Source organism: Curtobacterium sp. 24E2 (assembly GCF_016925595.1).
GTDB lineage: Bacteria > Actinomycetota > Actinomycetes > Actinomycetales > Microbacteriaceae > Curtobacterium.
Genome location: NZ_CP068987.1, coordinates 2688640 through 2715166, shown reverse-complemented (window position 1 = coordinate 2715166; position 26527 = coordinate 2688640). Strand labels below are relative to the sequence as shown.

Annotated in this window: 19 protein-coding genes and 5 pseudogenes; 22 read left to right on the top strand and 2 right to left on the bottom strand. The window is 71.6% G+C overall.

The genetic code is table 11. The features are described 5' to 3' along the window. Positions 1–5: 5 nt before the first annotated feature. A pseudogene (gene metK, locus JN350_RS13350) lies at positions 6–1216 on the top strand (methionine adenosyltransferase). Between the two features lie 8 nt (positions 1217–1224). Then, positions 1225–3243, top strand: coding sequence for a primosomal protein N' family DNA-binding protein (locus JN350_RS13345; protein WP_205462497.1), 2019 nt, complete (start codon positions 1225–1227; stop codon positions 3241–3243). Between the two features lie 211 nt (positions 3244–3454). On the opposite strand, the gene JN350_RS13340 is transcribed toward JN350_RS13345, so the two are convergent. Further along, the gene (locus JN350_RS13340) at positions 3455–3910 is read right to left on the bottom strand and encodes a DUF4383 domain-containing protein (protein WP_205462496.1); all 456 of its coding nucleotides are present in this window, start codon (positions 3908–3910) and stop codon (positions 3455–3457) included. 96 nt (positions 3911–4006) lie between these two features. Between JN350_RS13340 and JN350_RS13335 the strand changes: the two genes are divergently transcribed. Both JN350_RS13335 and JN350_RS13330 read left to right on the top strand, forming a co-directional pair. Then, on the top strand, positions 4007–4942 hold the full coding sequence (locus JN350_RS13335) for a methionyl-tRNA formyltransferase (protein ID WP_205462495.1): 936 nt from the start codon (positions 4007–4009) through the stop codon (positions 4940–4942). Beyond that, positions 4939–6518: pseudogene (locus tag JN350_RS13330) on the top strand (RsmB/NOP family class I SAM-dependent RNA methyltransferase). Before JN350_RS13335 ends, JN350_RS13330 begins: the two are co-directional and overlap by 4 nt. A 16-nt stretch (positions 6519–6534) precedes the next feature. Here JN350_RS13330 and JN350_RS13325 read toward each other — a convergent pair. Next, positions 6535–7188 carry an NAD(P)-dependent oxidoreductase gene (locus JN350_RS13325; RefSeq protein WP_205462494.1) on the bottom strand — a complete coding sequence of 218 codons (654 nt, stop codon included), beginning with the start codon at positions 7186–7188 and terminating at the stop codon, positions 6535–6537. Positions 7189–7250: 62 nt separating this feature from the next. On the opposite strand from JN350_RS13325, the gene JN350_RS13320 reads away from it, so the two are divergent. The 18 genes and pseudogenes from JN350_RS13320 (at position 7251) to JN350_RS13235 (ending at position 26525) form a co-directional block, all read left to right on the top strand. Next, positions 7251–7457, top strand: a complete 207-nt coding sequence (locus JN350_RS13320) for a TetR/AcrR family transcriptional regulator (protein ID WP_205462493.1) — start codon at positions 7251–7253, stop codon at positions 7455–7457. Next, a complete protein-coding gene (locus tag JN350_RS13315; RefSeq protein ID WP_205462492.1) occupies positions 7454–7852 on the top strand; it encodes a TetR-like C-terminal domain-containing protein in 399 nt (132 codons plus the stop codon). Before JN350_RS13320 ends, JN350_RS13315 begins: the two co-directional genes overlap by 4 nt. Before the next feature lie 47 nt (positions 7853–7899). Next, positions 7900–8559 (top strand): ribulose-phosphate 3-epimerase, encoded by a 660-nt coding sequence (gene rpe, locus JN350_RS13310; RefSeq protein WP_111083925.1) that lies wholly within the window; start codon positions 7900–7902, stop codon positions 8557–8559. A gap of 59 nt (positions 8560–8618) precedes the next feature. Then, complete coding sequence (locus JN350_RS13305; protein WP_111084162.1) at positions 8619–8882, top strand: phosphoribosyl-ATP diphosphatase; 264 nt, start codon at positions 8619–8621, stop codon at positions 8880–8882. Between the two features lie 69 nt (positions 8883–8951). Next, entirely contained in the window at positions 8952–9791 is an 840-nt protein-coding gene (gene hisG / locus JN350_RS13300; protein ID WP_205462491.1) for an ATP phosphoribosyltransferase, read from the top strand. After that, positions 9788–10573, top strand: a complete 786-nt coding sequence (hisF, locus tag JN350_RS13295) for an imidazole glycerol phosphate synthase subunit HisF (protein ID WP_240347327.1) — start codon at positions 9788–9790, stop codon at positions 10571–10573. The genes hisG and hisF overlap by 4 nt, the downstream gene beginning before the upstream one ends. Positions 10574–10616: 43 nt before the next feature. Further along, entirely contained in the window at positions 10617–11063 is a 447-nt protein-coding gene (gene hisI, locus JN350_RS13290; protein ID WP_205462490.1) for a phosphoribosyl-AMP cyclohydrolase, read from the top strand. Continuing rightward, positions 11060–12603: pseudogene (locus JN350_RS13285) on the top strand (anthranilate synthase component I). Before hisI ends, JN350_RS13285 begins: the two are co-directional and overlap by 4 nt. A 53-nt stretch (positions 12604–12656) precedes the next feature. Beyond that, complete coding sequence (locus JN350_RS13280; protein WP_461964443.1) at positions 12657–13265, top strand: Trp biosynthesis-associated membrane protein; 609 nt, start codon at positions 12657–12659, stop codon at positions 13263–13265. Beyond that, a complete protein-coding gene (locus JN350_RS13275; RefSeq protein ID WP_205462488.1) occupies positions 13262–13501 on the top strand; it encodes an HGxxPAAW family protein in 240 nt (79 codons plus the stop codon). Before JN350_RS13280 ends, JN350_RS13275 begins: the two co-directional genes overlap by 4 nt. A gap of 16 nt (positions 13502–13517) precedes the next feature. Further along, entirely contained in the window at positions 13518–14303 is a 786-nt protein-coding gene (trpC, locus tag JN350_RS13270; RefSeq protein ID WP_205464459.1) for an indole-3-glycerol phosphate synthase TrpC, read from the top strand. A gap of 64 nt (positions 14304–14367) precedes the next feature. Beyond that, entirely contained in the window at positions 14368–15582 is a 1215-nt protein-coding gene (gene trpB / locus JN350_RS13265) for a tryptophan synthase subunit beta (protein WP_205462487.1), read from the top strand. Further along, the gene (gene trpA / locus JN350_RS13260) at positions 15579–16373 is read left to right on the top strand and encodes a tryptophan synthase subunit alpha (protein ID WP_123339698.1); all 795 of its coding nucleotides are present in this window, start codon (positions 15579–15581) and stop codon (positions 16371–16373) included. Before trpB ends, trpA begins: the two co-directional genes overlap by 4 nt. Positions 16374–16471: 98 nt before the next feature. After that, a complete protein-coding gene (gene lgt / locus JN350_RS13255) occupies positions 16472–17470 on the top strand; it encodes a prolipoprotein diacylglyceryl transferase (RefSeq protein ID WP_205462486.1) in 999 nt (332 codons plus the stop codon). Between the two features lie 115 nt (positions 17471–17585). Beyond that, positions 17586–22188: pseudogene (gene gltB, locus JN350_RS13250) on the top strand (glutamate synthase large subunit). A gap of 53 nt (positions 22189–22241) precedes the next feature. Next, positions 22242–23699: a glutamate synthase subunit beta gene (locus JN350_RS13245; protein ID WP_205462485.1), complete on the top strand. Its 1458-nt coding sequence runs from the start codon at positions 22242–22244 to the stop codon at positions 23697–23699. 156 nt (positions 23700–23855) lie between these two features. Beyond that, entirely contained in the window at positions 23856–25301 is a 1446-nt protein-coding gene (pyk, locus tag JN350_RS13240) for a pyruvate kinase (RefSeq protein WP_111083936.1), read from the top strand. 130 nt (positions 25302–25431) lie between these two features. Beyond that, positions 25432–26525, top strand: a pseudogene (locus JN350_RS13235) (VIT1/CCC1 transporter family protein). Positions 26526–26527: the final 2 nt, after the last annotated feature.

Sequence of the window (26527 nt, the reverse complement as noted above, 5' to 3'; positions counted from 1 at the left end):
TCCCGGTGACTGCAGCTGCTCTGCGCCTCTTCACGTCCGAGTCGGTGACCGAGGGGCACCCCGACAAGATCTGCGACCAGATCTCGGACAGCATCCTCGACGCACTGCTCACGGTGGACCCGCACGCTCGGGTCGCCGTCGAGACGATGGTCACGACGGGCCTCGTGCACGTCGCCGGCGAGGTCACGACCTCGGGCTACGTCGAGATCCCCAAGCTCGTCCGTGACGTCATCACGGGCATCGGCTACAACTCGTCGGACGTCTCCTTCGACGGCGCCACGTGCGGCGTCGAGGTGTCGATCGGTGCGCAGTCGCCGGACATCGCGCAGGGCGTCGACGAGTCGCTCGACTCCCGCACCGGCGCGGTCGACCCGCTCGACCGCCAGGGTGCCGGCGACCAGGGCATCATGTTCGGCTTCGCGACGAACGAGACCCCCGAGTACATGCCGGTCGCGATCTGGCTGGCGCACCGCCTGGCCGAGCGTCTGGCCGCCGTGCGCAAGTCCGGCGAGCTGGCGTTCCTGCGCCCGGACGGCAAGACGCAGGTCACCGTCGGCTACGACGGCGTCGTGCCGAAGACCGTCGAGACCGTCGTCCTGTCGACGCAGCACTCGCCGAGCGTCACGCTGGAGCAGCTCACCGCCGAGATCACCGAGCACGTGATCCGTCCGGTACTCGACCTCGTCGACCTCGACTCCTCGCACGTCGACGTCATCGTCAACCCGACGGGTCGCTTCGAGATCGGTGGCCCCCAGGGCGACGCCGGACTCACCGGCCGCAAGGTCATCGTCGACACCTACGGCGGGGCCTCCCGTCACGGCGGTGGCGCGTTCAGCGGCAAGGACCCGTCGAAGGTCGACCGCTCGGCGGCGTACGCGCTGCGCTGGGTCGCGAAGAACGCGGTCGCCGCGGGCCTCGCCGACCGGCTCGAGGTGCAGGTCGCCTACGCGATCGGCCGCGCGAAGCCCGTCGGGCTCTACGTCGAGACCTTCGGCACCGGACACGTCGACGACGCCACGATCGAAGCCGCGATCCGCCAGGTGTTCGACCTGCGTCCGGCCGCGATCATCCGCGACCTCGACCTGCTCCGTCCGGTCTACGCGCAGACCGCGACGTACGGACACTTCGGCCGCGAGCTCCCGGGTTCACCTGGGAGCAGCTCGACCGTGTCGAGGAACTCCGCGCCGCCGCAGGGCTCGTCACCGCCGCCGTCTGAGGCACCGCGTGACCACCGTCGCGCGCGTCGTCCTCGACTCGCCGCTCCCGCAGTTGGACCGTCTGTTCGACTACCGGGTGCCGGCCGAGCTCGAGGACGACTGCGTGCCGGGGGTCCGCGTGAAGGTCCCGCTCCGCACCGGGGCCAGGATGTCCGACGGCTACGTCGTCGAGATCGTCGACGAAGGCGATTACCCGGGTGAACTCAGCGCGATCGAGACCTTGGTGTCACCCGTCCCGGTCCTGGCGCCGGAGATCTGGAAGCTCGCCCGCGCCGTGGCCGACCGCGCCGCCGGTGTGGCGTCCGACGTCCTGCGCCTGGCCGTGCCGACCCGCCAGGTCCGCGCCGAGAAGGCCTGGCTCGCGCGGGACACCTCGTGGTCCCCGCCCCCGGTGTCCGCGCCGCCGGTGACCGGCTACACCCCGGGCATGCTCGAAGGCGTGATCGCCGAGCACGATCGTGCTGCGGTCGCCGCGGTACCCCACCCCGTGGCGCTGGCCGGGCGCTCCGGTGCCGACTGCGACGCGGACGACGACCGCGACGCCGACCCCGTCTGGGTCCCCGGATGGGCGGCGACGCTCGCCCAGGCGGCGGCGCACACCCTCGCGGCCGAGCAGTCCGCCGTCATCGCCGTCCCCGACTTCCGCGACGTGATCGACCTCGAGCGCGCGCTGCTCGCGGTGCTGCCGCCGGAACGGGTCGTGCGCTTCGACGCCAAGCAGACGAACGGGCAGCGCGCCAAGGCACTGCTGCAGGCGCGGACGCACCCCGTCGTCGCGATCGGCAACCGTACGGCGGTGTACGCACCGGCGACCGACCTCGGGCTCATCGCGATGTGGGACGACGGCGACGCCTCGTTCATCGAGCAGCGCGCGCCGTACGTGCACACGCGTGACGTCGCCCTCGTGCGGGCTGCGCAGTCGGGCGCCGCACTGCTGTTCGTCTCGCACGCCCGCAGCACCGACGTGCAGCGGCTCGTCGAACTGCACTGGCTGCAGGACGTCACGCCGTTCCGGGTGAAGACCCCGAAGGTCATCCCCACCGTGCAGCAGACCTCGGCCGAGGGCTACGCCGCGCAGGCGCGCATCCCGAGCTCCGCCTGGCGTGCCGCGCGCGAGGCCAGCCAGCACGGCCCGGTGCTCGTGCAGGTCGCGAGCCCCGGGTTCGGCACCGGACTCGTCTGCGCGGAGTGCGGTGAGCGGGCGCACTGCCGGATCTGCGGCGGTCCGCTCGGCAGTCCGCACCGCGGGGCCACGCCGCAGTGCCGTTTCTGCGGTGCCCTCGCCGTGGGGTTCCGTTGCCCGACGTGCGGCAACGGCACCGTGAAGCCCGTGGGACAGGGTGCCCAACGCACCGCCGACGAACTCGGGCGGGCGTTCCCCGGCACCCGGATCGTGGTGGCGGACGGCTCGCGCCCGCTCGACGAGGTCCCTGCGAGGCCCTCCGTCGTCGTCGCGACCCGTGGCGCCGAGCCGAGCGTGCCCGGCGGGTACGCGTGCGTCCTGCTGCTCGACGGCGAGAAGATGCTCGCGCGCGAAGGACTGCGCGTGCAGGAGGACGTGCTCCGGTTCTGGACGAACGCCGCCGCCAAGGGTGCTCCCGGGGCGGAGGCGTACCTGGTCGGCATCGGCGGCAAGCTCGCGACGGCGATGGCGCTCTGGCGGCTCGACGGTCCCGCGCACGACGAACTCACCGACCGGCGCGAGCTGCACTTCCCGCCGGCGGTCCGCGTCGCGACGATGACCGGCACCGACGAGGCCGTCACCGCTGCGGTCGAGGCCCTCGAGGGCGCGACCGCCGGACCGGTGCTCGGCCCGGTACCCGTCGAGGACGACGCACTGCCGGGCACGGTCCGGGCGATCGTGCGGTTCCCGTACGCCCACGGTGCCGAGGTCGCGGCGACCCTGAAGGCCGAGGTCATCCGGCGGTCGTCGACCCGGCGAGTGCTCAAGGGCGGCAATCGGCGTCGTGCGGCACCGACGCTGCGGGTCCGGCTGGACGACGCCGAACCCTTCAGCGAGGTCTGAGCCGCACGGCCGCCGGACGAGACCTCCGCGGCGGAGCTGCGCCGGGCCTCCCGGGCCGCATGCGTTCGCATCTTGCGACGTTCCACGCGTCGATCACCTCGTGTTCTGTCGGCCGATGCGCACGCACCCGATGCGTGTGCACCTTCCGACGAACCACGCGTCGATCAACGAGTGGTTCGTCGGAAAACCCGCCCGCGCCAGGGCCCGCCCGTCAGGCGCGCACGGCCCGTCCACCGACGCGCGGGAACACCACGCCGAGCGCGACCATCCCGACCGCGAGCACGAGGTGCAGCCAGTTGTCCGCCCAGTTCAGCGGCACGAAGTTCGCACCGAACGAGTGCCCCGCGGTGAACAGCCCGTAGACCCAGAGCACGAAGTAGACGACCCCGCCGAGCACCAGGTACATCCGCGACCCGGTGGCGTACCCCGCCGCGAGCACCCCGACGACCCCGAACAGCAGGTGCACGATGTTGTGCAGCACCGACACCTGGAAGACCCCGAGCAGCATCGCCATCGACCCGTGGCCGGCACCCGCGAGCGAGCCGGATGTCAGCCCGGGCACGAACCCGGCGATCCCGACGAGCAGGAACACGACGCCGACGAGCAGCGCGACCTTCTGGATGCTGGACCCTGCGAAGCGGTCGGTGGACGTGGTGACGTCGGACATGGGAGCCCCTCTCGTTCCGTGCCGCAGAACGTACCCATCCACAGAACGCCCGGTTCGGGTCAGTCCGGCGAGCGCGCTCGTGGGAGGATCGAACCCATGCGTCTCGTCGTCGCCGGCAGCCCCGCTGCGGCCGTCCCCACCCTCCGCCGCCTGGCGGCGTCCGACCACGAGATCGCTGCGGTCCTCACGCGTCCGCCGACACCGCAGGGCCGGAAGCGCATCCTGACGCCGACGCCGGTCGCGCAGGTCGCCGCGGAGCTCGGGCTGCCCGTCATCGAGGCGAGCCGCGTCGACGACGACGTCACCGCGCGCATCGCCGCGCTCGACGTCGACCTCGGTGTCATCGTCGCCTACGGGGCGCTGCTCCGCCGCCCTGCGCTCGATGCCCCGCGCCTCGGCTGGGTCAACCTGCACTTCTCCGACCTGCCGGCGTACCGGGGTGCCGCGCCGGTCCAGCGGGCCGTGATGGCGGGGGACACCCGCACCGCCGCGTCGGTCTTCCAGCTCGTCGAGGCGCTCGACGCCGGCCCGGTGTTCGCGGCGGACCCGTTCGAGATCGACCCGGAGGCCACCGCCGGCGAGGTCCTCGCCGCCATGGCCGAGTCGGGTGCCGAGACCGTCGCCCGGGTGGTCGACGCCATCGCCGCCGGCACGGCCGTCGCGACCGAGCAGACCGGTGAGCCGACGCTCGCACCGAAGCTGACCATCGACGACGGGCGCATCGACTTCGACGATCCGGCGGCGGTCGTGCACGCCCGTCTGCGCGGGGTCACCCCCGAGCCCGGCGCGTACGCCCACCTCGGCGAGACCCGCGTGAAGCTGCTCCGCAGCAACCGCCTGGCAGGAGGCCCCGCGGACCCCGCCCCGCACCTCGCGCCCGGTGCGCTGGCACTCCACGGCGGTCGGCTGCTGGTCGGGACCGGTGACACTCCGCTGGCGCTGCTCGAGGTGCAGCCGGCCGGCAAGAAGGCGATGGACGCCGCAGCCTGGGCCCGTGGCCTGGGCGAACTGGACGGGAAGGTCCTCGCATGAGCCAGCCGACGAACACCCGGGGCGCCCGCCGCGGTCCCCGCCCCGCGAACGCCCGTCGTGTCGCGTTCGACGTGCTCCGTGCCGTGCAGGTCGACGACGCGTACGCGAACCTGCTGCTGCCGACACGCATCCGTCGTGCCGGCCTCACCGCGCGCGACGCCGCGTTCGCCACCGAGCTCACCTACGGCTCGATCCGGATGCTCGGTCGCTACGACGTCATCATCGCGCTGGCGTCGGGTCGTCGGCCGGAGAACATCGAGGCCGACGTCCTCGACGTGATGCGGCTCGGCGCCCACCAGCTGCTCGCCATGCGCACCCCGACGCACGCCGCGGTCGACGCGACGGTCGAGCTCGCGCGCGAGGTCGGAGCCCGCCGTGCCACCGGCTTCGTGAACGCCGTGATGCGCAAGATCGCCGCGCGCACCGACGACGAGTGGGACGCCCAGATCACCGAGGGCCGTGGCGGCGACGCCCTGCTCGCCACGCGGTGGTCGCACCCGGTCTGGGTCGTCTCGGCTTTGCGCGACGCCCTCGCCGCCGAACGCTCCCGCGACGAGCTCGCCGCCCTGCTCGCAGCCGACAACGCCGCGCCCCGGGTGCAGCTCGCGGTGCTGCCCGGGCTCGCCACCGACGAGGACATCGCCACCGCGACCGCGCGCACGGTGCCGGGCGAAGGCGAAGACCACGACGCCGATGCCGCGTTCGCCGACGCGACCGGCGCGGCGGACGTGCCGGCGGCCCTGGTGCCCGCCGACGACGAACCGGAGGCCGACGGCGCGACCGGCACCGTGCCTCCCGTCCGGACCGCCGACCCCGTGCCGGCCGCCGACGCCCTGCCGGTCTCGCCCGTCGGGATCCGCGGCATCTCCGGTGACCCCGCGCGCGTGCCGGGCGTCGCTGCCGGGCGCCTGCGCGTGCAGGACGAGGGCTCGCAGCTCGCCGCCCTCGCGCTGAGCCGGTCGTCCGCGGTCCGCTCGGGCGAGCGCTGGCTCGACATGTGCGCCGGCCCCGGTGGCAAGGCCGCGCTGCTCGCCGCCGAGGCGCAGCAGGGCGGCGCGACCCTCGTCGCGAACGAGCTCGTGCCGGCACGTGCCGGACTCGTGCGGAACGCCCTCGGGGTGTTCGGCGACCACGTCCGCGTCGTCGAGGGCGACGCCCGGCGCTACGGCCGCGACGGCACCGGGATGACCTTCGACCGCATCCTGCTCGACGCGCCGTGCACCGGCCTCGGCGCCCTGCGTCGGCGTCCGGAAGCGCGATGGCGCAAGACCCCCGAGGACGTCCAGGAGCTCGCGGCCCTGCAGGCCGAGCTGCTCGACGCCGCGGTCCGGGTGCTCGCACCGGGCGGGACGCTCGCGTACGTGACGTGCTCACCGCACCTGGCCGAGACGCGCGGGCAGGTGGACGGGCTGATGGGGCGGCACGGGGAGTCCTCGAGCAGCTCGACACCGCGACGATCGTGCGCGGCGTCGCCGCTCGTGACCCGGAGATCGCGGACGGGAACACGGCGCAGCTCTGGCCCCACCGGGTCGGCACCGACGCGATGTTCATCGCGTTGTTCCGTCGCGTCGGCTGAGCGGGTCGCCCGGCGTTCAAGCCGCGCGCCGGTAGGCGCTGCCGTCGCACGTGTGCACGGCCGTGTCGTCGAACAGCGCCCGCAGGTTGTACGCGGCGCAGTCCCGGAACGTGCCGATGCTGATCCACCGCGCCGACCGGCGGAGCTCGCCCTTCGTGGGACCGTCCGAGCCGATGCCGGCCCGGTGGACGGTCCAGGCGATGTCCTGCGCGTCGGCGTCGAGGTAGCGCATGACCGCCTCGTTGTCCGCGTGCTGGCCGCGGTAGTCCCGCGCGAGCGTCGACCGGACGACGCGGAGCACCGGGGCGAGCCGCTTGCCGGGCGGGGCGCTCAGCCCGCCGGCCTGGTACAGCAGGCGCCGGGTGCCGTTCCGGCGCATGGCCGGCACGAGGGCGCGGACGAACTGGGTGTTGACAGGTCGCTCGCGTTGCGCGGCGACGTCCCCGAGCATCACGACCACGCCCGTCACGCCGTCGAGCAGTGCGTCGAGGTCGAGGTCGTCGGTGATCGAGCCCTGCACGACCTGCAGGTCATCGTGCTGGACGGCCAGCTTCGACGGCGTCCGGACGACGGCGCGGACGCGGTGCCCGGCGTCGAGCGCGAGCCGGGTGAAGTGCTGGCCGGTCTGGCCGGTCGCGCCGAACACGAGGAGGGTCTGTTCCGAAGGCATGTCGTCAAACTAGGCGTTGCCTAGAAAATAGTCAATGCCTAGTTCGGGACTAGGATGTCCTCATGACCGAGCGGCCCTTCCACCACGGGAACCTGCGGGCGGTGCTCCTCGACGAGGCCGTCGCGGTGCTGCGGGAGTCCGGGGTCGACGGACTCTCGCTCCGCGACCTCGCCCGCCGCGCCGGGGTCAGTCACGGCGCCCCCGGAGCCACTTCGTCGATCGGCAGGCGCTCCTCGACGCCCTCGCCGAACTCGGCTTCGACCGGTTGACCGCTGCCGTGCGCCGGGCACTGTCGGGTGCCGACGGGCTGGAGGACCGGTTCCGCCGGGTCGCCCTGGCGTACGTGGACTTCGCGATCGACGACGCGGCGCTGATGGACCTCATGTTCCAGGCGAAGACGACCGGCCGGACGGGCCCCGTGCAGGCTGCCGCGGAGTCGCTGTTCGCGGTGCTCGAGGGTGCCGTGGGAACCGCGACGACGGGGGACGACGGTGCGGATGCCCGACTCCTCTTCAAGCTCCTGTTCGCGGCGACCATGCAGGGGATCGCCACCCTGGTCGTCTCGCACCGGATCGACCGGGCGCAGGGCGAACGGCTCGTCGACGCCGCGCTCGAGACGATGCTCGGCTCGGAGCTCGGCACCCGGGTGGTCGGCGGGCGCTGACGTCGCCGCGGAGCGGCCCGACGCACACGCGCCGGTAGGCTTGCCCGGTGACGATCCGCATCTCGCCGAGCATCCTGTCCGCCGACTTCGCGAACCTCGAGCGTGAACTCCACCGCATCGAGAGCGCCGACCTGGTGCACGTCGACGTGATGGACAACCACTTCGTGCCGAACCTGACGCTCGGGCTGCCGATCGTCGAGCGCCTGCAGCAGGTCTCCCCGGTGCCGCTCGACGTCCACCTCATGATCACCGACGCCGACGTCAACGCGCCGAAGTACGCCGAGACCGGTGCGTCGAGCGTGACGTTCCACTTCGAGGCCGCGGACGACCCCGTGGCCACGGCTGCCGCGATCCGCTCGAACGGGGCCCGTGCCGCCGTCGCGGTGAAGCCCGGCACCCCGATCACCCAGGTGCTGCACCACCTCGATGCCTACGACATGATCCTGCTCATGACCGTCGAGCCCGGCTTCGGCGGCCAGTCGTTCATGCCGTCCGTGATGCCGAAGCTCGCCGACGCCCGTGCGGCGGTCGACGCCTCGGGGCTCGACGTGTGGCTCGAGGTCGACGGTGGCATCTCGGTGGACACCGTGCCCGAGGCCGTGCGCAGCGGCGCCGACACGCTCGTCGCCGGGTCGGCCGTCTACGGCGGTGAGCCCGCCGCGCGGATCACGGACCTGCGCGAAGCGGCCGCGCGGGCGCGGGCATGAGCGCGACCCGTCCGGACGGTACGTCGGAGGCGTCAGCGGAGACCGGTAGCCTGGACCGCGTGAAGACGTTCGACGACCTGTTCCAGGAGCTCACCGAGAAGGCGCGCACGCGCCCCGAGGGCTCCGGCACCGTCGCCGAACTGGACGCCGGCGTGCACCAGATCGGCAAGAAGATCGTGGAAGAAGCGGCCGAGGTCTGGATGGCGGCCGAGTACGAGGGCGACGAGCGCACCTCGGAGGAGATCTCGCAGCTCGTGTACCACCTGCAGGTCCTCATGGTCGCGAAGGGGCTGTCCCCGGCGGACATCTGGCGACATCTGTAGGACGCGCTCGGGCACCGCCCGTGCACCGACCTCGATCCGCCACGACCCCGATCAGAAAGCAGACCCCTGATGCTCCGCATCGCCGTGCCCAACAAGGGCTCCCTGTCCGAGACCGCGTCCGACATGCTGCGCGAGGCCGGGTACGCCGGTCGCCGCGACCCGAAGGCGCTGCACCTGCTCGACGAGCGCAACGGCGTCGAGTTCTTCTTCCTCCGCCCGCGGGACATCGCGACCTACGTCGGCTCCGGCGCACTCGACGTCGGCATCACCGGTCGCGACCTGCTGCTCGACTCCGGTTCCGAGGCGCACGAGGTCGACGCGCTCGGCTTCGCCGACTCCACCTTCCGGTTCGCCGGCACGCCGGGCAGGTACAGCACCCTGCAGGACCTCGACGGCGTCCGGGTCGCGACGAGCTATCCGGGCCTGGTCGGCGACTTCCTCGCCCGCCACGGGGTGACGGCGACGCTCGTCAAGCTCGACGGGGCCGTCGAGAGCGCCGTGCGTCTCGGTGTCGCCGACGCCGTGGCCGACGTGGTGTCGACGGGCAGCACGCTCCGGCAGGCCGGTCTCGAGATCTTCGGTCCGGTCATCCTCGAGTCGACCGCCCTCCTCGTCTCGACCGACGAGACGATCCCGGGCATCGACGTGCTCCGCCGTCGACTGCAGGGTGTGCTCGTCGCGCGCGGCTACGTCATGCTCGACTACGACATCCCCACCGAGCTGCTCGAGCAGGCGACGGCCGTCGCGTCCGGCATCGAGTCCCCGACGGTGTCGCCGCTGCACGGCCGCGACTGGTCGGCGGTGCGCGTGATGATCCCGCGCGACGACGCGAACCTCATCATGGACGCCCTGTACGACCTCGGGGCCCGCGCCATCCTCGTCAGCCCGATCCACGCGGCACGGTTGTGACCGCGGCAGCCACGGCGCCGAGCGGCGTGGCCGTCCGGGTCATCCCGTGCCTCGACGTCCAGGGCGGCCGGGTCGTCAAGGGCGTCAACTTCCTCGACCTGCAGGACGCCGGTGACCCGGTCGAGCTCGCCGCGCGCTACTACGAGCAGGGTGCCGACGAGCTGACGTTCCTCGACGTCGGTGCGACGGTGGAGAACCGCGCCACGATGTACGACACGGTCACCCGCACCGCCGAGCAGGTGTTCATCCCGCTCACGGTGGGTGGCGGCGTCCGCTCCGTCGACGACGTGTCCCGCCTGCAGCAGTGCGGCGCGGACAAGATCGGCGTGAACAGCGCTGCGATCGCCCGACCCGACCTCGTCGGCGAGATCGCCGACCGGTTCGGCGCCCAGGCCGTCGTGCTGTCGCTCGACGTCAAGCGCTCCGACCGGACCGCGTCCGGCTTCGTGGTCACCACGCACGGCGGCCGCACCGAGACCGACATCGACGCGATCGCCTGGGCGCGCGACGCCGTCGAGCGCGGTGCGGGGGAGCTGCTCGTCAACTCCATCGACGCGGACGGCACGAAGAACGGGTTCGACCTCGAACTCGTCGCCGCGGTGCGGTCGGTCGCGCGGGTCCCGGTCATCGCCTCGGGAGGCGCGGGTCGGGTCGACCACTTCGCCCCCGCCGTCGACGCGGGTGCGGATGCCCTCCTCGCCGCGTCCGTCTTCCACCGTGGCGAGATGACGGTGGGCGACGTCAAGGCCGCGCTGCGCGCGACCGGCCACGCCGTCCGCTGAACCGCCGCCGCCCGCTGATCCGCCGCCGTAGGCTAGGAGTCTCATGACCGACAGCACCAGCACCGACACCGACGCGGTCCTCGACCGCGCACGTTTCGGTGCGGACGGGCTGCTCCCCGCCATCGTGCAAGAGGAGTCGTCGAAGGACGTCCTCATGCTCGGGTACATGGACCGGGAAGCGCTCCGCCGCACCCTCACCGAGGGGCGCGTGACCTTCTGGTCCCGATCGCGGAGCGAGTACTGGCGGAAGGGCGACACGTCGGGGCACGCGCAGTACGTGCGCGACGCGGCGTTCGACTGCGACGCCGACACCCTGCTCGTCACCGTGCAGCAGGTCGGGGCCGCGTGCCACACCGGAGCGCACCGCTGCTTCGACGTCGATCCGCTCGCGCCCACGACGGCGTCCGCCCCGACCGGCACAGCGACGCCGGCGCCGACGAACGCGACCGCGTCTGCCCCGGCCGACACGGCAGTGGAGGCGACCCGATGACGACCGCGACGATCTCCGATGCGCCGCACACGACCTCCCGGCCGGAGTTCGACGCCCTGCTGACCGACCACCGCGTCGTGCCGGTGGTGCGCGCGCTGTACGCCGACAGCGAGACGCCGGTGGGTGTCTACCGGAAGCTCGCCGACGGCCGGCCCGGGTCGTTCCTGCTCGAGTCCGCGGGCCAGGGCGGCCTCTGGTCGCGCTGGTCCTTCGTCGGTGTGCGCAGCTCCGGCGTCCTCACGCAGGAGGGCGACCGTGCCGCCTGGATCGACACCGGCATCGACGCCGAACGGGCGGTCGGCTCGCTCGACGGCGAACCGCTCGAGGTCCTGGCACGCCTGCACGAGCGCTGGGCCACCCCGCGGGTGCCCGGCTCCCCGCCGCTCGTCGGCGGGACGGTCGGGTTCATCGGGTGGGAGGCCGTGCGCCAGCTCGAGCACCTGCCGAACGTGCCGCCGGCGGACTTCGACGTGCCCGGACAGGCGCTGTCCTTCGTCTCCGAGCTCGTCGCGCTCGACCACCGCACCGGGCTCGTCCTGCTCGTCGCGAGTGTGCTGAACGACGGCACCGACGACGCGGACACGCTCTGGTCCGACGCGCAGCGCCGCCTGGACCGCCTGCAGGCCGACCTCGTCCAGCCGAGCGTCGCGACCGTCGCCGAGGCGTTCGAGATCGCCGAGCCGACGCCGACGCACCGTTCCACGCCGGACGAGTACATGGCCGCGGTCGAGCGCTCGAAGGAGTTCATCCGCGACGGCGACGTGTTCCAGGTCGTGGTCTCGCAGCGCTTCGACCACGAGGTGACCGCCGACCCGCTCGACGTGTACCGGGTCCTCCGCACGCTGAACCCGAGTCCCTACATGTACTTCCTGGCGCTGGCGGACACCGCCGACGAGCGGTACTGGATCGTCGGCGCCTCGCCCGAGGCCCTGGTGAAGGTGCAGTCCGGCCGCGCCATCACGCACCCGATCGCCGGGTCCCGTCCGCGTGGTGCGACCCCGGAAGAGGACGTCCGCTTCGGTGACGACCTGCTCGACGACCCGAAGGAACGTGCCGAGCACCTGATGCTCGTCGACCTGGCCCGCAACGACCTGCAGAAGGTCTGCGAGCCCGGCACCGTCGCGGTCACCGAGTTCATGACGGTCGAGCGCTTCAGTCACATCATGCACCTGGTGTCGAGCGTCGAGGGTGCGGTGCGCCCGGGGATGTCCGCCATCGACGTGTTCCGGGCGACGTTCCCGGCGGGCACCCTGTCCGGTGCGCCGAAGCCCCGCGCGCTGGAGATCATCGACGAGCTCGAACCGGCGAAGCGCGGTGCCTACGCGGGGGTCGTCGGCTACTTCGACTTCGCCGGTGACGCGGACATCGCGATCGCGATCCGGACGGCCCTGATCAAGGACGGCGTTGCACGGGTGCAGGCCGGTGCCGGCCTGGTGGCGGACTCCGACCCCGCCACCGAGCACGAGGAGACCATCAACAAGGCTGCGGCACCCTGCGGGCCGTCGCCACGGCGAACCGGATGCGCGAGGTGCGCTCGTGAAGCGCTCACGCCCGATCGTCGTCGTCGCCGGACTGCTCGTGGCGGGCATCATCATGCTCGCGTGGACGCAGACCTGGTTCACCGTGGACCTGCACGCCGGTGCCGCCGTCACCTCGACGGTCGACGCCGACGGTGCCGCGGTCGTCCCGCAGTACACCGCCCTGGCGATCGCGAGCCTGGCCCTCTTCCTCGCGATGACCATCGCCGGCCGGGTGTTGCGCATCGTGCTCGCGTGTGTCGAGATCCTGCTCGGACTCGGCGTCGTGGTGAGCGGCATCACCGCACTCGGCGACCCGGTCGCCGCGGCGAAGGGTGCCGTCGGCGCGGTGGCCGGTGTCAGCGACCTGACCGCGGTACGCCGTGTCGTGTCCGGCGTCGACGTGTCGCTCTGGCCGGCCGTGGGCATCACCGGTGGCGTCCTCGCCGTCCTGCTCGGTGTCGTCGTCATCGTCGTGCAGCGTGCGTGGCCCGGTCCGAGCCGGAAGTACGGCGCGGCGACCGCCGGAGCCGCCGCCGACGCCCGCGCCGCAGCCCCCGTCGAGCGCGACGCCGTCGTGGACTGGGACGACCTCAGTGCTGGGGTCGACCCGACCGACGGCACGGTAGGATCGGATGGGCGTCGGTCGACCGACGACGCTGGAGCAGAACGAGGAGCACCGTGAGCAACACTGAGCCCGCAGAACTCGGCGAAGGCCACTCGCCGGCCGCCTGGACCGCCGTCGTGATCATGCTGATCGGATTCGCGGCAGGCACGCTGTTCTTCTGGTTCGACCAGCCGTGGGGCGTCTGGGTCTCCGCTGCCGTCGTCGTCATCGGCCTCGTCATCGGCGCGGTCATGGCCAAGGTCGGCTACGGCGTGAACGGCCCGAAGTACGTCGCCAAGCACCACGCCGAGTAGGACTCGCATGCCGAACGTGCTCGAGACCCTCGTCGCGGGCGCGCTCGAGGACGCCGCCGCCCGTCGCGTCGACCGCCCGTACTCGGACGTCGAACGCGACCTCGACCGGGTGGCGTCGCCGCTCGACGCCCTCGCGTTCCTCGCCCCGGGCGACCGTGTGAAGATCCTCGCCGAGGTCAAGCGCGCCAGCCCGTCCCGTGGCTCGATGGCCCCCATCGAGGACCCGGCCGCCCTCGCGGCCGACTACGAGCGCGGCGGCGCATCGACGATCAGCGTCCTGACCGAGGGACGCAAGTTCCTCGGTAGCCTCGCCGACCTCGAAGCCGTCAAGGTGCGCGTGGGCATCCCCGTGCTGCGCAAGGACTTCATCGCCGATCCGTACCAGGTCGTCGAGGCCCGGGCCGCCGGAGCCGACGTCGTGCTGCTCATCGTGGCCGCGCTCGAGCAGCAGCAGCTCGTCGAGCTCCACACGCTGGCCGAAGAACTCGGCATGCGCGTGCTGGTCGAGGCGCACTCCGCCGACGAGGTCTCCCGTGGCCTCGACGCCGGTGCACGGATCCTCGGCGTCAACGCGCGCGACCTCACCGACTTCTCGCTCGACCGCGACCTGTTCGGGTCCCTCGCCGACCGCATCCCCGACGGGGTCGTGCGCGTCGCCGAGTCCGCCGTGGCCGGTCCCGCCGACGTCGCCCACTACCGTGCAGCGGGTGCCGACGTCGTCCTGGTCGGGGAAGCCCTCGTCACGGGTTCAGACCCCGCCACCACCCTCGCGTCGTTCATCGAGGCCGCCGACCGCGGCTGAACGTTCCACCCGTCCGACCACCGGCACCGCCGGTCGCGTCGGACACGTCCCGGGAAGACCCATCGTGACCTCACTCCGCGACCTGCACGGCCCGTACTTCGGTGACTTCGGCGGACGCTTCGTCCCCGAGTCGCTCGTCCTCGCACTCGACGAACTCGAGGCAGCCTTCCGCACGGCCTGGGCGGACCCGGCCTTCCGTGCCGAGCTCGACGGGCTCCAGCGCGACTACACCGGTCGTCCGTCGATCATCACCGAGGTGCCGCGGTTCGCGAAGCACGCCGGTGGTGCCCGCGTGATCCTGAAGCGCGAGGACCTGAACCACACCGGCTCGCACAAGATCAACAACGTGCTCGGTCAGGCGCTCGTGGCCCGTCGGCTCGGCAAGACCCGCCTCATCGCGGAGACCGGTGCCGGCCAGCACGGCGTGGCCACGGCGACCGCCGCGGCGCTGTTCGGCATGGACTGTGTCGTGTACATGGGTGCCGTCGACACCGAGCGGCAGGCGCTCAACGTCGCCCGGATGCGCCTGCTCGGCGCCGAGGTGATCCCGGTCGAGACCGGATCGCGCACGCTGAAGGACGCCATCAACGAGGCACTCCGCGACTGGGTGGCGAACGTCGACTCGACCCACTACCTGCTCGGCACGGTCGCCGGCCCGCACCCGTTCCCCGAGATGGTGCGCGAGTTCCACAAGGTGATCGGCGAAGAAGCCCGCCAGCAGGTCCTCGACCGCGTCGGGCGTCTCCCGGACGCCGTCGCCGCGTGCGTCGGCGGCGGCTCGAACGCGATGGGGATCTTCGAGGCGTTCCTCGACGACGAGTCCGTCGCGCTGCACGGCTTCGAGGCCGGTGGCGACGGCGTCGAGACCGGTCGGCACGCCGCGAGCATCACGCTCGGTCGCGAAGGCGTCCTGCAGGGCGCGAAGTCCTACCTCATGCAGGACGAGGACGGCCAGACCATCGAGAGCCACAGCATCTCGGCCGGGCTCGACTACCCGAGCGTAGGGCCGGAGCACGCCTACCTGGCGTCGATCGGCCGCGCGCAGTACGCGCCGATCACCGACACCGAGGCGATGGAGGCGTTCCGGCTGCTCAGCCAGACCGAGGGCATCATCCCGGCGATCGAGTCGTCGCACGCGCTGGCCGGTGCGATCAAGCTCGGCAAGGAGCTCGGCCCCGAGGGCGTCGTGCTCGTGAACCTGTCCGGCCGTGGCGACAAGGACGTCGCGTCCGCCAGCCGCTACTTCGGCATCCTCGACGAGAACGCGGTGCAGCTGTGACCACGAACCAGACCGTCGCCACGACGATCGACACCGCCAACGCCGAGCGTGCCGGGGCCGTCGTCGGCTACCTGCCCGCCGGGTACCCCGACGTGCAGACCAGTGTCGACGCTGCCGTCGCCCTCGCAGAGAACGGCGTGGACGTCATCGAGCTCGGCCTGCCGTACTCCGACCCCGTCATGGACGGCCCGGTCATCCAGCGTGCGGCCGAGGAGAGCCTGGCGAACGGCTTCCGGGTCGCGCAGGTCTTCGACGCCGTGCACCAGATCACCGAGCGCGCCGACGTGCCGGTGCTCGTGATGACGTACTGGAACCCGGTGCTCCGCTACGGAGTGGACCGCTTCGCCGACGACCTCGTCGCCGCCGGTGCCGCCGGCCTCATCACGCCCGACCTGATCCCGGACGAAGCCGCCGAGTGGATGGCCTCGTCGGAGCGCACGGGCCTGGACCGCGTGTTCCTCGCGGCACCGTCCTCGTCCGACGCCCGCATGCAGCAGGCGGTGCAGGCGAGCCGCGGGTTCGTCTACGCCGTCTCGACGATGGGCGTCACCGGAGCACGGGCCGGCGTCGACGTCGCTGCGCGCACCGTGGTGTCCCGGCTCCGCGACGCCGGCGTCGCGCGGACGTGCGTCGGTCTCGGCATCTCGACGGCCGAGCAGGTCGCCGAGGTCCTGGAGTACGCCGACGGCGCGATCGTCGGCTCGGCGTTCGTCCGTGCACTGGCCGACCTCGGTGTGCAGGGGGTCGCCGACCGCGCGGCCGACCTCACCACCGGCGCCCGCCGCTCCTAGTCCAGTTCCTGGCGGGCCCACGGTCCGCGCTACAGTGAGCGGGGCCGACGACACGTCGACACCGCGACCCGTCAGTACCGAAAGGCGATCGTTCCTCCATGCCCCTCCTGAGCATCCCGAGCCCGAGCACCGCCTGGCAGTACTTCGACCTGACCGCCTGGCTGCGCGACGTGTTCGGTTGGTCGCTGCCGCTCGACTTCCGCATCCACGCGTACGCGATCTGCATCCTGCTCGGGATCGTCGCCGCGGTCCTGCTCGCGAACCGCCGCCTCAACGCGCGCGGCGTCGAGCGCTGGATCATCATCGACATCGCGATCTGGGCGGTGCCCGCCGGCATCATCGGCGGCCGGCTCTTCCACGTGTTCACGCACGTGTCCGACTACTTCGGCCCCGGCATCGACCCGCTGTCCTTCCTGTACATCTGGGAGGGCGGGCTCGCCATCTTCGGTGCCCTGATCCTCGGGTCGGTGGGCGCCTGGATCGGTTGCCGCCAGGTCGGCCTGCGGTTCACGTCGTTCATCGACGCCGTCGTGCCCGGGGTGCTGCTCGCGCAGGCGTTCGGCCGGCTCGGCAACTACTTCAACCACGAGCTCTTCGGCATGCCGACCAGCCTGCCGTGGGGCCTGCAGATCGAGTCGACGAACGCCGCGTTCCCGAAGGGCCTGCCCGAGGGCACGCTGTTCCACCCGACGTTCCTCTACGAGATCATCTGGAACGTCGTCGGCGTCGTCGTCATCCTGCTGCTCGACAAGAAGTTCCGGCTGCAGTGGGGCAAGGTCCTGTCGCTCTACCTGATCTGGTACGGCATCGGCCGCTCGGTGCTCGAGTCCATCCGCGTCGACACGAGCGAGACCTTCTTCGGTATCCGGACGAACGTGTGGATGTCGTTCGCAGCGATCCTGCTCGGCATCATCATCTTCATCGTGCAGACCCGTCGGCACACCGGCAAGGAGCCGAGCCCGTACCTGCCCGGTCGCGAGCCCCGTCCGAAGTCCGATGTAGACTCCGAGAACACCTTCTCGGAGCACGAGGACGACGACGAACGCCTCGTCGCCCAGGGCTCCGGAGCGGTCACGACTCCCACTGACCGCGCCTAGGAGCACTCCTCCCCGCCACAAGCGGGGCACGGGCACCAGTCCCGCCCGTCTGGGCGGAACGCACCACCGGGCCACCGCTGTCCCTGTTCCACTTCCTCGTGAGGACGGTTCCCCCATGGCGCTCCAGCCACTCCAGCCCTCGGCACCGAAGTCCCTCGTGCCGCCGCACCGGCGGTTCTCGGCGGTCCCCGACGCCACCGGCATGTACGACCCGGCGAACGAGAAGGACGCCTGCGGTCTCGCGATGGTCGCGACGCTGCGCGGGACGCCCGGCCACGACATCGTCGACGCTGCACTCGGCGCCCTCCGCAACCTCGAGCACCGCGGTGCCGTCGGTTCGGACGCCGGCACGGGCGACGGCGCGGGCATCCTGTGCCAGGTGCCGGACGAGTTCCTGCGCGCCGTGGTGCCGTTCGACCTGCCGGCGGCGGGGAGTACGCGGTCGGCACGGCCTACCTGCCGACCGACGAGGGCGACCGGCACGCCGTCAAGGGCGCCGTCGAACGACTGGCGCGCGAAGAGGGCCTGAAGGTCCTCGGCTGGCGCGAGGTCCCGGTGCGTCCCGAGGTGCTCGGCACCCTAGCGCGTGCGGCCATGCCCGCGTTCGAGCAACTGTTCGTCGCCTCGGTGCGCCACGACGTGCACGGCGCCTCGTGGAGCGGCATCGCCCTGGACCGCCAGACCTACCGGCTGCGCAAGCGCGCCGAGCACGCGAACGACCTGTACTTCATGTCGCTGTCGAGCCGCACCATGGTCTACAAGGGCATGGTCACGACGCTGCAGCTCGAGCCGTTCTACCCGGACCTCAGCGACGAGCGCTTCGCGTCGAAGCTCGCGATCGTGCACTCGCGCTACTCGACCAACACGTTCCCGTCGTGGCCGCTCGCCCAGCCCTTCCGGACGATCGCGCACAACGGTGAGATCAACACGGTGCGCGGCAACCGCAACTGGATGCGTGCACGGCAGTCGCAGCTCGAGAGCGAACTGCTCGGCGACGTGGCGCCGCTGCTGCCGATCGTCAGCCCCGGTGCGAGCGACTCGGCGTCGTTCGACGAGGTGCTCGAGCTCCTGACCCTGACCGGCCGGACGCTGCCGCACGCGGTGTCGATGATGGTGCCGGAGGCCTGGGAGAACCAGGTCGGGATGGACCCGGAGCTGCGGGCGTTCTACGAGTACCACTCGATGCTCATGGAGCCGTGGGACGGTCCGGCCGCCATCACCTTCACCGACGGTTCGCTCGTCGGCGCGACCCTCGACCGCAACGGGCTGCGTCCCGGGCGCTTCCTCGTCACCGACGACGGGCTCATCGTCATGGGGTCCGAGACCGGTGTCATCGACGTGCCCGCCGCGAAGGTCGTCCGCAAGGGCCGCCTGCGCCCCGGCCGGATGTTCCTGGTGGACACCGAGGCCGGCCGCATCATCGAGGACGACGAGGTCAAGCAGGGCCTGGCGTCCTCCGGCCCGTGGGGTGCGTGGCTCGACGAGGGCCGCATCAACCTGAACGACCTGCCCGACCGCGAGCACATCGTGCACACCCCGGCGTCGGTCACCCGCCGCCAGCGTGCCTTCGGCTACACCGAGGAAGAAGTCCGCATCCTGCTCCGCCCGATGGCGCAGGTGGGCGCGGAGCCCCTCGGTGCGATGGGGTCCGACACCCCGATCGCGGTGCTCTCGCAGCGCCCCCGGCTGCTGTTCGACTACTTCACGCAGCAGTTCGCCCAGGTGACGAACCCGCCGCTCGACTCGATCCGCGAGCAGGTCATCACCTCGATGGGGATGGGCCTCGGTCCGGAGCGCAACCTGCTGTCGGCCGGTCCCGAGCACGCGAAGCAGATCACGCTCGACTTCCCGGTGATCGACAACGACCAGCTCGCCAAGGTGCAGCACTTCGAGACGGAGTCAGGACGGCACCTGACCGTCACGATCAAGGGCCTGTACCGCGTCGACGCCGGCAAGAAGGCGATGCAGAAGCGCATCGCCGCCGTCTGCGACGAGGTCGACGCCGCCATCGAGTCGGGCAAGCAGTTCATCGTGCTGTCGGACCGCGACGGCAACGCCGAGCAGGTGCCCGTGCCGAGCCTGTTGCTGCTCGCCGCCGTGCACCACCACCTGATCCGCACCGAGCAGCGCATGAAGGTCGGCCTGATCGTCGAGGCCGGCGACGTGCGCGAGGTCCACCACGTGGCGTCCCTCATCGGGTACGGCGCGTCGGCGATCAACCCGTACCTCGCGATGGAGACCTGCGAGAACCTGGTCCGTGCCGGCATGATCACCGGGATCACCCCGGAGCAGGCCGTCAAGAACGTGATCAAGGCGCTCGGCAAGGGCGTCCTGAAGATCATGTCGAAGATGGGCATCTCGACGGTGTCGAGCTACGCCGGCGCCCAGGCGTTCGAAGCCGTGGGGCTCAGCCAGGAGTTCGTCGACAAGTACTTCACCGGCACGTCGTCGATCCTCGGTGGGGTCGACATCGACGTCATCGCGAAGGAGAACGCCGAGCGGCACGCCCAGGCGTACCCGCAGGACGGCGCGGTCCTGTCCCACGAGCGGCTGCAGACCGGCGGCGAGTACCAGTGGCGTCGCGAAGGCCCCCGCACCTGTTCAACCCGGACACCGTCTTCCGGCTGCAGCACGCCACCCGTGCCCGCCGCTACGACATCTTCCGTGAGTACTCGAGCGCCGTGGACGACCAGTCCGAGGAGCTCGTGACGCTGCGCGGGCTGTTCCGCTTCAAGCACGGGGTCCGGAAGCCCGTCGCGCTCGACGAGGTCGAGTCGATCGAGTCGATCGTCAAGCGCTTCAACACCGGCGCGATGTCGTACGGCTCCATCTCGAAGGAAGCCCACGAGACGCTCGCGATCGCGATGAACCGCCTCGGTGGCCGCTCGAACACGGGTGAGGGCGGCGAGGACGTCGACCGGCTGCTCGACCCGGAGCGCCGCAGCGCGATCAAGCAGGTCGCCTCCGGGCGGTTCGGCGTGACGAGCATGTACCTCACCCACGCCACCGACATCCAGCTGAAGATGGCGCAGGGTGCGAAGCCCGGCGAGGGCGGCCAGCTGCCCCCGCAGAAGGTGTACCCGTGGGTCGCACGCACCCGGCACGCCACCGCCGGGGTCGGCCTCATCTCGCCGCCGCCTCACCACGACATCTACTCGATCGAGGACCTCAAGCAGCTGATCTTCGACGTGAAGCGCGCCAACCCGGCCGCCCGCGTCCACGTGAAGCTCGTGAGCCAGTCCGGCATCGGCGCGGTCGCGGCCGGCGTGACGAAGGCCCTGGCCGACGTCGTGCTCGTTTCCGGGCACGACGGTGGCACGGGTGCGTCCCCGCTCAACTCGCTCAAGCACGCCGGCACCCCGTGGGAGATCGGCCTCGCCGAGACGCAGCAGACGCTCATGCTGAACGGCATGCGCGACCGCGTCGTCGTGCAGGTCGACGGGCAGATGAAGACCGGACGCGACGTCGTCGTGGCAGCCCTGCTCGGCGCCGAGGAGTACGGCTTCGCCACCGCTCCGCTCGTCGTCGAGGGCTGCATCCTGATGCGCGTGTGCCACCTCGACACGTGTCCGGTGGGGGTCGCGACGCAGAACCCCGAGCTCCGCAAGCGCTTCTCCGGCAAGCCCGAGTTCGTCGTGAACTTCTTCGAGTTCATCGCGCAGGAAGTGCGCGAGCTCCTCGCCGAGCTCGGCTTCCGCACCCTCGACGAGGCGATCGGCCGGTCCGACGCCCTCGACGTCGACCGTGCCCTCGAACACTGGAAGGCATCGGGGCTCGACCTCGCACCGGTCCTCGCGGGTCCGCACTTCGAGGACGCCGAGCCGCGTCGCCACCAGCGCGAGCAGGACCACGAGCTCGAGCAGCACTTCGACGTCGGGCTGATCCAGCAGACCGCCGACGTGCTCGACCACGGCGGCTCGATCGCGCTCGACCTGCCCATCCGGAACACCGAACGCGCGGTCGGCACGATGCTCGGGCACGAGGTCACGAAGCGGCACGGCGAGCACGGGCTGCCCAGCGGCTCGATCGACGTCACGCTGCGCGGTTCCGCCGGGCAGTCGCTCGGCGCGTTCATGCCCGCCGGCATCACCCTGCGCCTCATCGGCGACAGCAACGACTACGTCGGCAAGGGCCTGTCCGGTGGCGAGATCATCGTCCGGCCGGACGCCGGCTCGGGCTTCGACCCGGCGGAGAACGTCATCGCCGGCAACGTGATCGGCTACGGCGCGACCCAGGGCAGCATGTTCATCCGCGGGATCGTGGGCGAGCGCTTCCTGGTGCGCAACTCGGGGGCGACCGCGGTGGTCGAGGGTGTGGGCGACCACGCGCTCGAGTACATGACCGGCGGCCTCGCGCTCATCCTGGGCGAGACCGGTCGGAACCTCGGGGCCGGCATGTCCGGCGGCACCGCGTACGTCCGTGGTCTGCGCGAGGAGCACGTCAACACCGACGCCCTCGCAACCGGTGAACTCCGACTCGAGGCGCTCGACAGCGCCGACGTCGCGATCGTCACCGACCTGCTCACCCGGCACGCCGAGGAGACCGGGTCGACGCTCGCGTCCGACCTGCTCGAGGCCGGCGACCTGAGCGACTTCGTCAAGGTGCTGCCGCGTGACTACGCGGCGGTGCTCGAGACCCGTCAGCGCGCCGTCGACGAGGGGCTCGACCCCGACGGCGACGTCGTCTGGAATCGAATCATGGAGGTGACCGGTGGCTGAGCGTCACGCACGTGTGGAACCGGCAGCGCCCAACACGACCACGGAGGTGACCGGTGGCTGACCCCAAGGGATTCCTCAAGGTCCAGGAACGCGAACTGCCGGCACGGCGCCCCGTGCCCGTCCGGCTCATGGACTGGAAAGAGGTCTACGAGCAGCAGGAGTCCGGCGCCCTCAAGCGCCAGGCCGGCCGCTGCATGGACTGCGGCGTGCCGTTCTGCCACCAGGGCTGCCCCCTCGGCAACCTGATCCCGGAGTGGAACGACCTGACGTGGCGCGGCGAGGGCCGCCAGGCGATCGAGCGACTGCACGCGACGAACAACTTCCCGGAGTTCACAGGCCGGCTGTGCCCCGCTCCGTGCGAGTCCTCGTGCGTGCTCGGCATCAACCAGCCGCCGGTGACGATCAAGCAGGTCGAGGTCTCGATCATCGACGACGCGTTCCAGAACGGCTGGGTCACCCCGCACCCGCCGGAGCGCCTGACGGGCAAGACCGTCGCCGTCGTGGGTTCCGGCCCCGCCGGGCTGGCCGCCGCGCAGCAGCTCACGCGCGCCGGGCACACCGTGGCCGTCTACGAGCGTGACGACCGCATCGGTGGGCTACTCCGCTACGGGATCCCGGACTTCAAGATGGAGAAGCGCCAGATCGACGCGCGCCTGTCCCAGATGCAGGCCGAGGGCACCCGCTTCCGTGCGGGCGTCGAGATCGGCCGCGACATCACCTGGGACGACCTGAAGTCGCGCTACGACGCGGTCGTCGTCGCCACCGGAGCCACGGTGCCGCGCGACCTGCCGATCCCGGGGCGCGACCTCGAGGGCGTGCACTTCGCGATGGACTACCTGGTGCAGCAGAACAAGGCGAACGCCGGCACCCGGGTCGACAACCAGCTGACCGCCGAGGGCAAGCACGTCGTCGTGATCGGCGGCGGTGACACCGGTGCGGACTGCATCGGCACCGCGCACCGGCAGGGCGCCCTGAGCGTGACGAACCTGGCGATCGGCAAGCAGCCGCCGCTGGAGCGTCCGTCCGAGCAGCCGTGGCCGATGTTCCCGACCGTCTTCGAGGTCACGAGCGCCCACGAAGAGGGCGGCGAGCGGCACTTCCTCGCCTCGACCGTCGAGTTCCTGGCGAACGAGGCCGGCGAGGTCCGTGCGCTCCGCGTCGCCGAGACCGAGTACCTCGATGGCCGTCGCGTGCCGAAGGCCGGCTCCGAGCGTGAGATCCCCGCAGACCTCGTCCTCGTCGCGATGGGCTTCACCGGTCCCGAAGCCGACACGATCGAGCCCCAGCTCGGTCTGCCGACGACGGTGTCCGGTGCGTTCGACCGCCGCGCCGACTACACGACGAACGAGGCGGGCGTGTTCGTCGCCGGTGACGCCGGCCGCGGGCAGTCGCTGATCGTCTGGGCGATCGCCGAGGGCCGTGCCGCGGCGGCGAAGGTCGACGAGTACCTCGAGGGCTCGACGATCCTGCCGGCGCCGGTGAAGGCGACCGACCGCGCGATCTCGGTCTGAGACGACCGATCACCGCATGACCAGCCACCACCAGATGCTCACCCCCGGTGAGCGAGGGGCCACCAGCACTCGATAAGGTGCTGGTGGCCTCGCTTCGTTCCGCGCGGCCCCACAGCGCGGAAACCAGAGCATCACCCACCACCACGAAGGAATCCATTGAGACGCGCAAAGATCGTTTCGACGCTCGGACCGGCAACGTCGGACTACGAGACCGTCAAGGAGATCATCGAAGCGGGCGTCGACGTCGCCCGACTCAACCTCAGCCACGGTGACTACAGCGTCCACGAGGCCAACTACGTGAACGTCCGTCGCGCTGCCGAGGAGCTCGGCAAGCCGGTCGCGATCCTCGTCGACCTGCAGGGTCCGAAGATCCGTCTGGCCAAGTTCGCCGACGGCCCGCACGACCTGGCGGTCGGCGACGTCTTCACGATCACGACCGAGGACGTCCCCGGCTCCAAGGAGATCTGCGGCACGACGTTCAAGGGCCTGCCCCAGGACGTCAAGCCCGGCGACCCGCTGCTCATCGACGACGGTCGGGTCCGCCTGCGCGTGCTCGACACCGACGGCGTCCGCGTGCGCACCGAGGTCGTCGTCGGCGGCACGGTGTCGAACAACAAGGGCATCAACCTGCCCGGCGTCGCCGTCAACGTCCCCGCGCTGAGCGAGAAGGACGAGGCGGACCTCCGCTGGGCGATCCGTCAGGGCGCCGACCTCATCGCGCTGTCGTTCGTGCGCAACGCCGCCGACGTCGACCGCGCCCACGAGATCATGGACGAGGAGGGCAAGCGCCTGCCCGTCATCGCCAAGGTCGAGAAGCCGCAGGCCGTCGACGCGCTCGAGGAGATCATCGACGCGTTCGACAGCATCATGGTCGCCCGTGGTGACCTGGGCGTCGAGCTGCCGCTCGAGGCCGTCCCGATCGTGCAGAAGCGCGCCGTCGAGCTGTCCCGCCGCATGGCGAAGCCGGTCATCGTCGCGACGCAGATGCTCGAGTCGATGATCTCGTCACCGATCCCGACCCGCGCCGAGACCTCCGACGTCGCGAACGCCGTCCTCGACGGTGCGGATGCGGTCATGCTCTCGGGCGAGACCAGCGTCGGCGAGTACCCGGTGCAGACCGTCCGCACGATGGCCCGCATCGTCGAGTCGACCGAGGACCACGGCCTCGAGCGCATCGCGCCGCTCGGCACCAAGCCGCGCACCCTCGGCGGTGCGATCACGCTCGCCGCGGTCGAGATCGCGGAGTTCACCGAGGCGTCGTACCTCTGCGTGTTCACCGAGTCCGGCGACTCGGCGCGCCGCATGTCGCGGCTGCGCCACGGCCTGCCGATCATCGCCTTCACCCCGAACGAGGCCACGCGTCGCCGCATGGCGCTCACCTGGGGCGTCCGCTCGTTCCTGGTCGAGCGCAAGACCCACACCGACGAGCTCTTCTCGCAGGTGGACGACGTCCTGCTCGAGAACGGTCTGGCCGCCCCCGGCGACCGCGTCATCGTGACGGCAGGCTCGCCTCCCGGGATCGAGGGCTCGACGAACGACCTGCGCGTGCACCGGGTGGGCGATGCCCACGCCGAGGCCGCTCCGGCGTACGTGCGGGACTGATCCGCAGGATCCCGACGCCGACAGGGCGCGGACGGGAGGCACGGCGCACGAACACGCGTCGCCTCCGGTCCGTGCCCTGCCGTGTCTCCACGGCCCTGGTGGCGACCACCGGCCGGCCGCAGGCGGCAGGATGGCTGCTGTGAGCCTCCAGACCGAACACCCGGCGCCGCGCGCCGACGTCCGCCGCTGGCGCCGTTACCTGGCCGACGAACGCGCCGAGGGCGCGGTGTACCGCAACCTGGCCGCTCGGCGGTCCGGTGAGGAACGCGAGATCCTGGCCGCGCTGGCCGAGGCCGAGGGGCGGCACGAGCAGCACTGGCTCGACCTGCTCGGTGACGCCGTCGGGCGTCCGCAGCGGGGCAGCCTGCGCACGCGGGTCCTCGCGACGCTGGCGAAGCGCTTCGGGTCGGTGTTCGTCCTCGCGTTGATGCAGCGGGCCGAGGACCGCTCGCCGTACGCCGACGACGACGATGCGACGGCGAGCATGGCGGCCGACGAGCGCATCCACGGCGAGGTGGTGCGCGGGCTCGCGAACCGTGGTCGGATGCGCTTGTCCGGCACGTTCCGCGCGGCGGTCTTCGGCGCCAACGACGGACTCGTGTCGAACCTGGCCCTCATCATCGGCATCAGCGCGTCGGGTGCCGACCGGCACTTCGTGCTGCTGAGCGGCATCGCGGGCCTGCTCGCCGGCGCCCTGTCGATGGGCGCGGGGAGTACGTGTCGGTCCGGTCGCAGCGCGAACTGCTCGAGGCCTCCGCACCGCACCCCGAGGCCGGACGCGCGGTGGCGGACCTCGACGTCGACGCGAACGAGCTGGCCCTGGTGTACCGCGCCCGCGGGATGTCCGAGGCCGAGGCGACCGAGCACGCGGCGCAGGTGCTGTCGGGCATCGGTGAGCGACACCCGTCGACCGGTCCCGTCACCGTCACCGACGACCACGAGGCGGTGGGAAACGGCCTGAGTGCCGCGGTGTCGAGCTTCCTGTTCTTCGCGTCGGGCGCGATCATCCCCGTCGTGCCGTTCCTGTTCGGTATGCAGGGGTGGCCAGCGATCGCGGTCGCCGGCACGCTCGTCGGCCTCGCCCTGCTCGGCACCGGTGCGGTCGTCGGCGTGCTGAGCGGGGCGTCGCCGGGCAAGCGGGCGTTCCGGCAGCTGGCGATCGGCTTCGGCGCAGCGGTCGTGACCTACGCGCTCGGGCTGCTGTTCGGCACCGGGGCCGCCTGACG

Bases quoted from the DNA above. Each gene is read 5' to 3' on its own strand.
- lgt (WP_205462486.1), top strand. From the start codon at position 16,472: ATGCCCCTCCTGAGCATCCCGAGCCCGAGCACCGCCTGGCAGTACTTC.
- JN350_RS13320 (WP_205462493.1), top strand. From the start codon at position 7,251: ATGACCGAGCGGCCCTTCCACCACGGGAACCTGCGGGCGGTGCTCCTC.
- JN350_RS13280 (WP_461964443.1), top strand. From the start codon at position 12,657: ATGCTCGCGTGGACGCAGACCTGGTTCACCGTGGACCTGCACGCCGGT.
- hisI (WP_205462490.1), top strand. From the start codon at position 10,617: ATGACCGACAGCACCAGCACCGACACCGACGCGGTCCTCGACCGCGCA.
- hisG (WP_205462491.1), top strand. From the start codon at position 8,952: ATGCTCCGCATCGCCGTGCCCAACAAGGGCTCCCTGTCCGAGACCGCG.
- JN350_RS13325 (WP_205462494.1), bottom strand. From the start codon at position 7,188: ATGCCTTCGGAACAGACCCTCCTCGTGTTCGGCGCGACCGGCCAGACC.
- JN350_RS13335 (WP_205462495.1), top strand. From the start codon at position 4,007: ATGCGTCTCGTCGTCGCCGGCAGCCCCGCTGCGGCCGTCCCCACCCTC.
- JN350_RS13340 (WP_205462496.1), bottom strand. From the start codon at position 3,910: ATGTCCGACGTCACCACGTCCACCGACCGCTTCGCAGGGTCCAGCATC.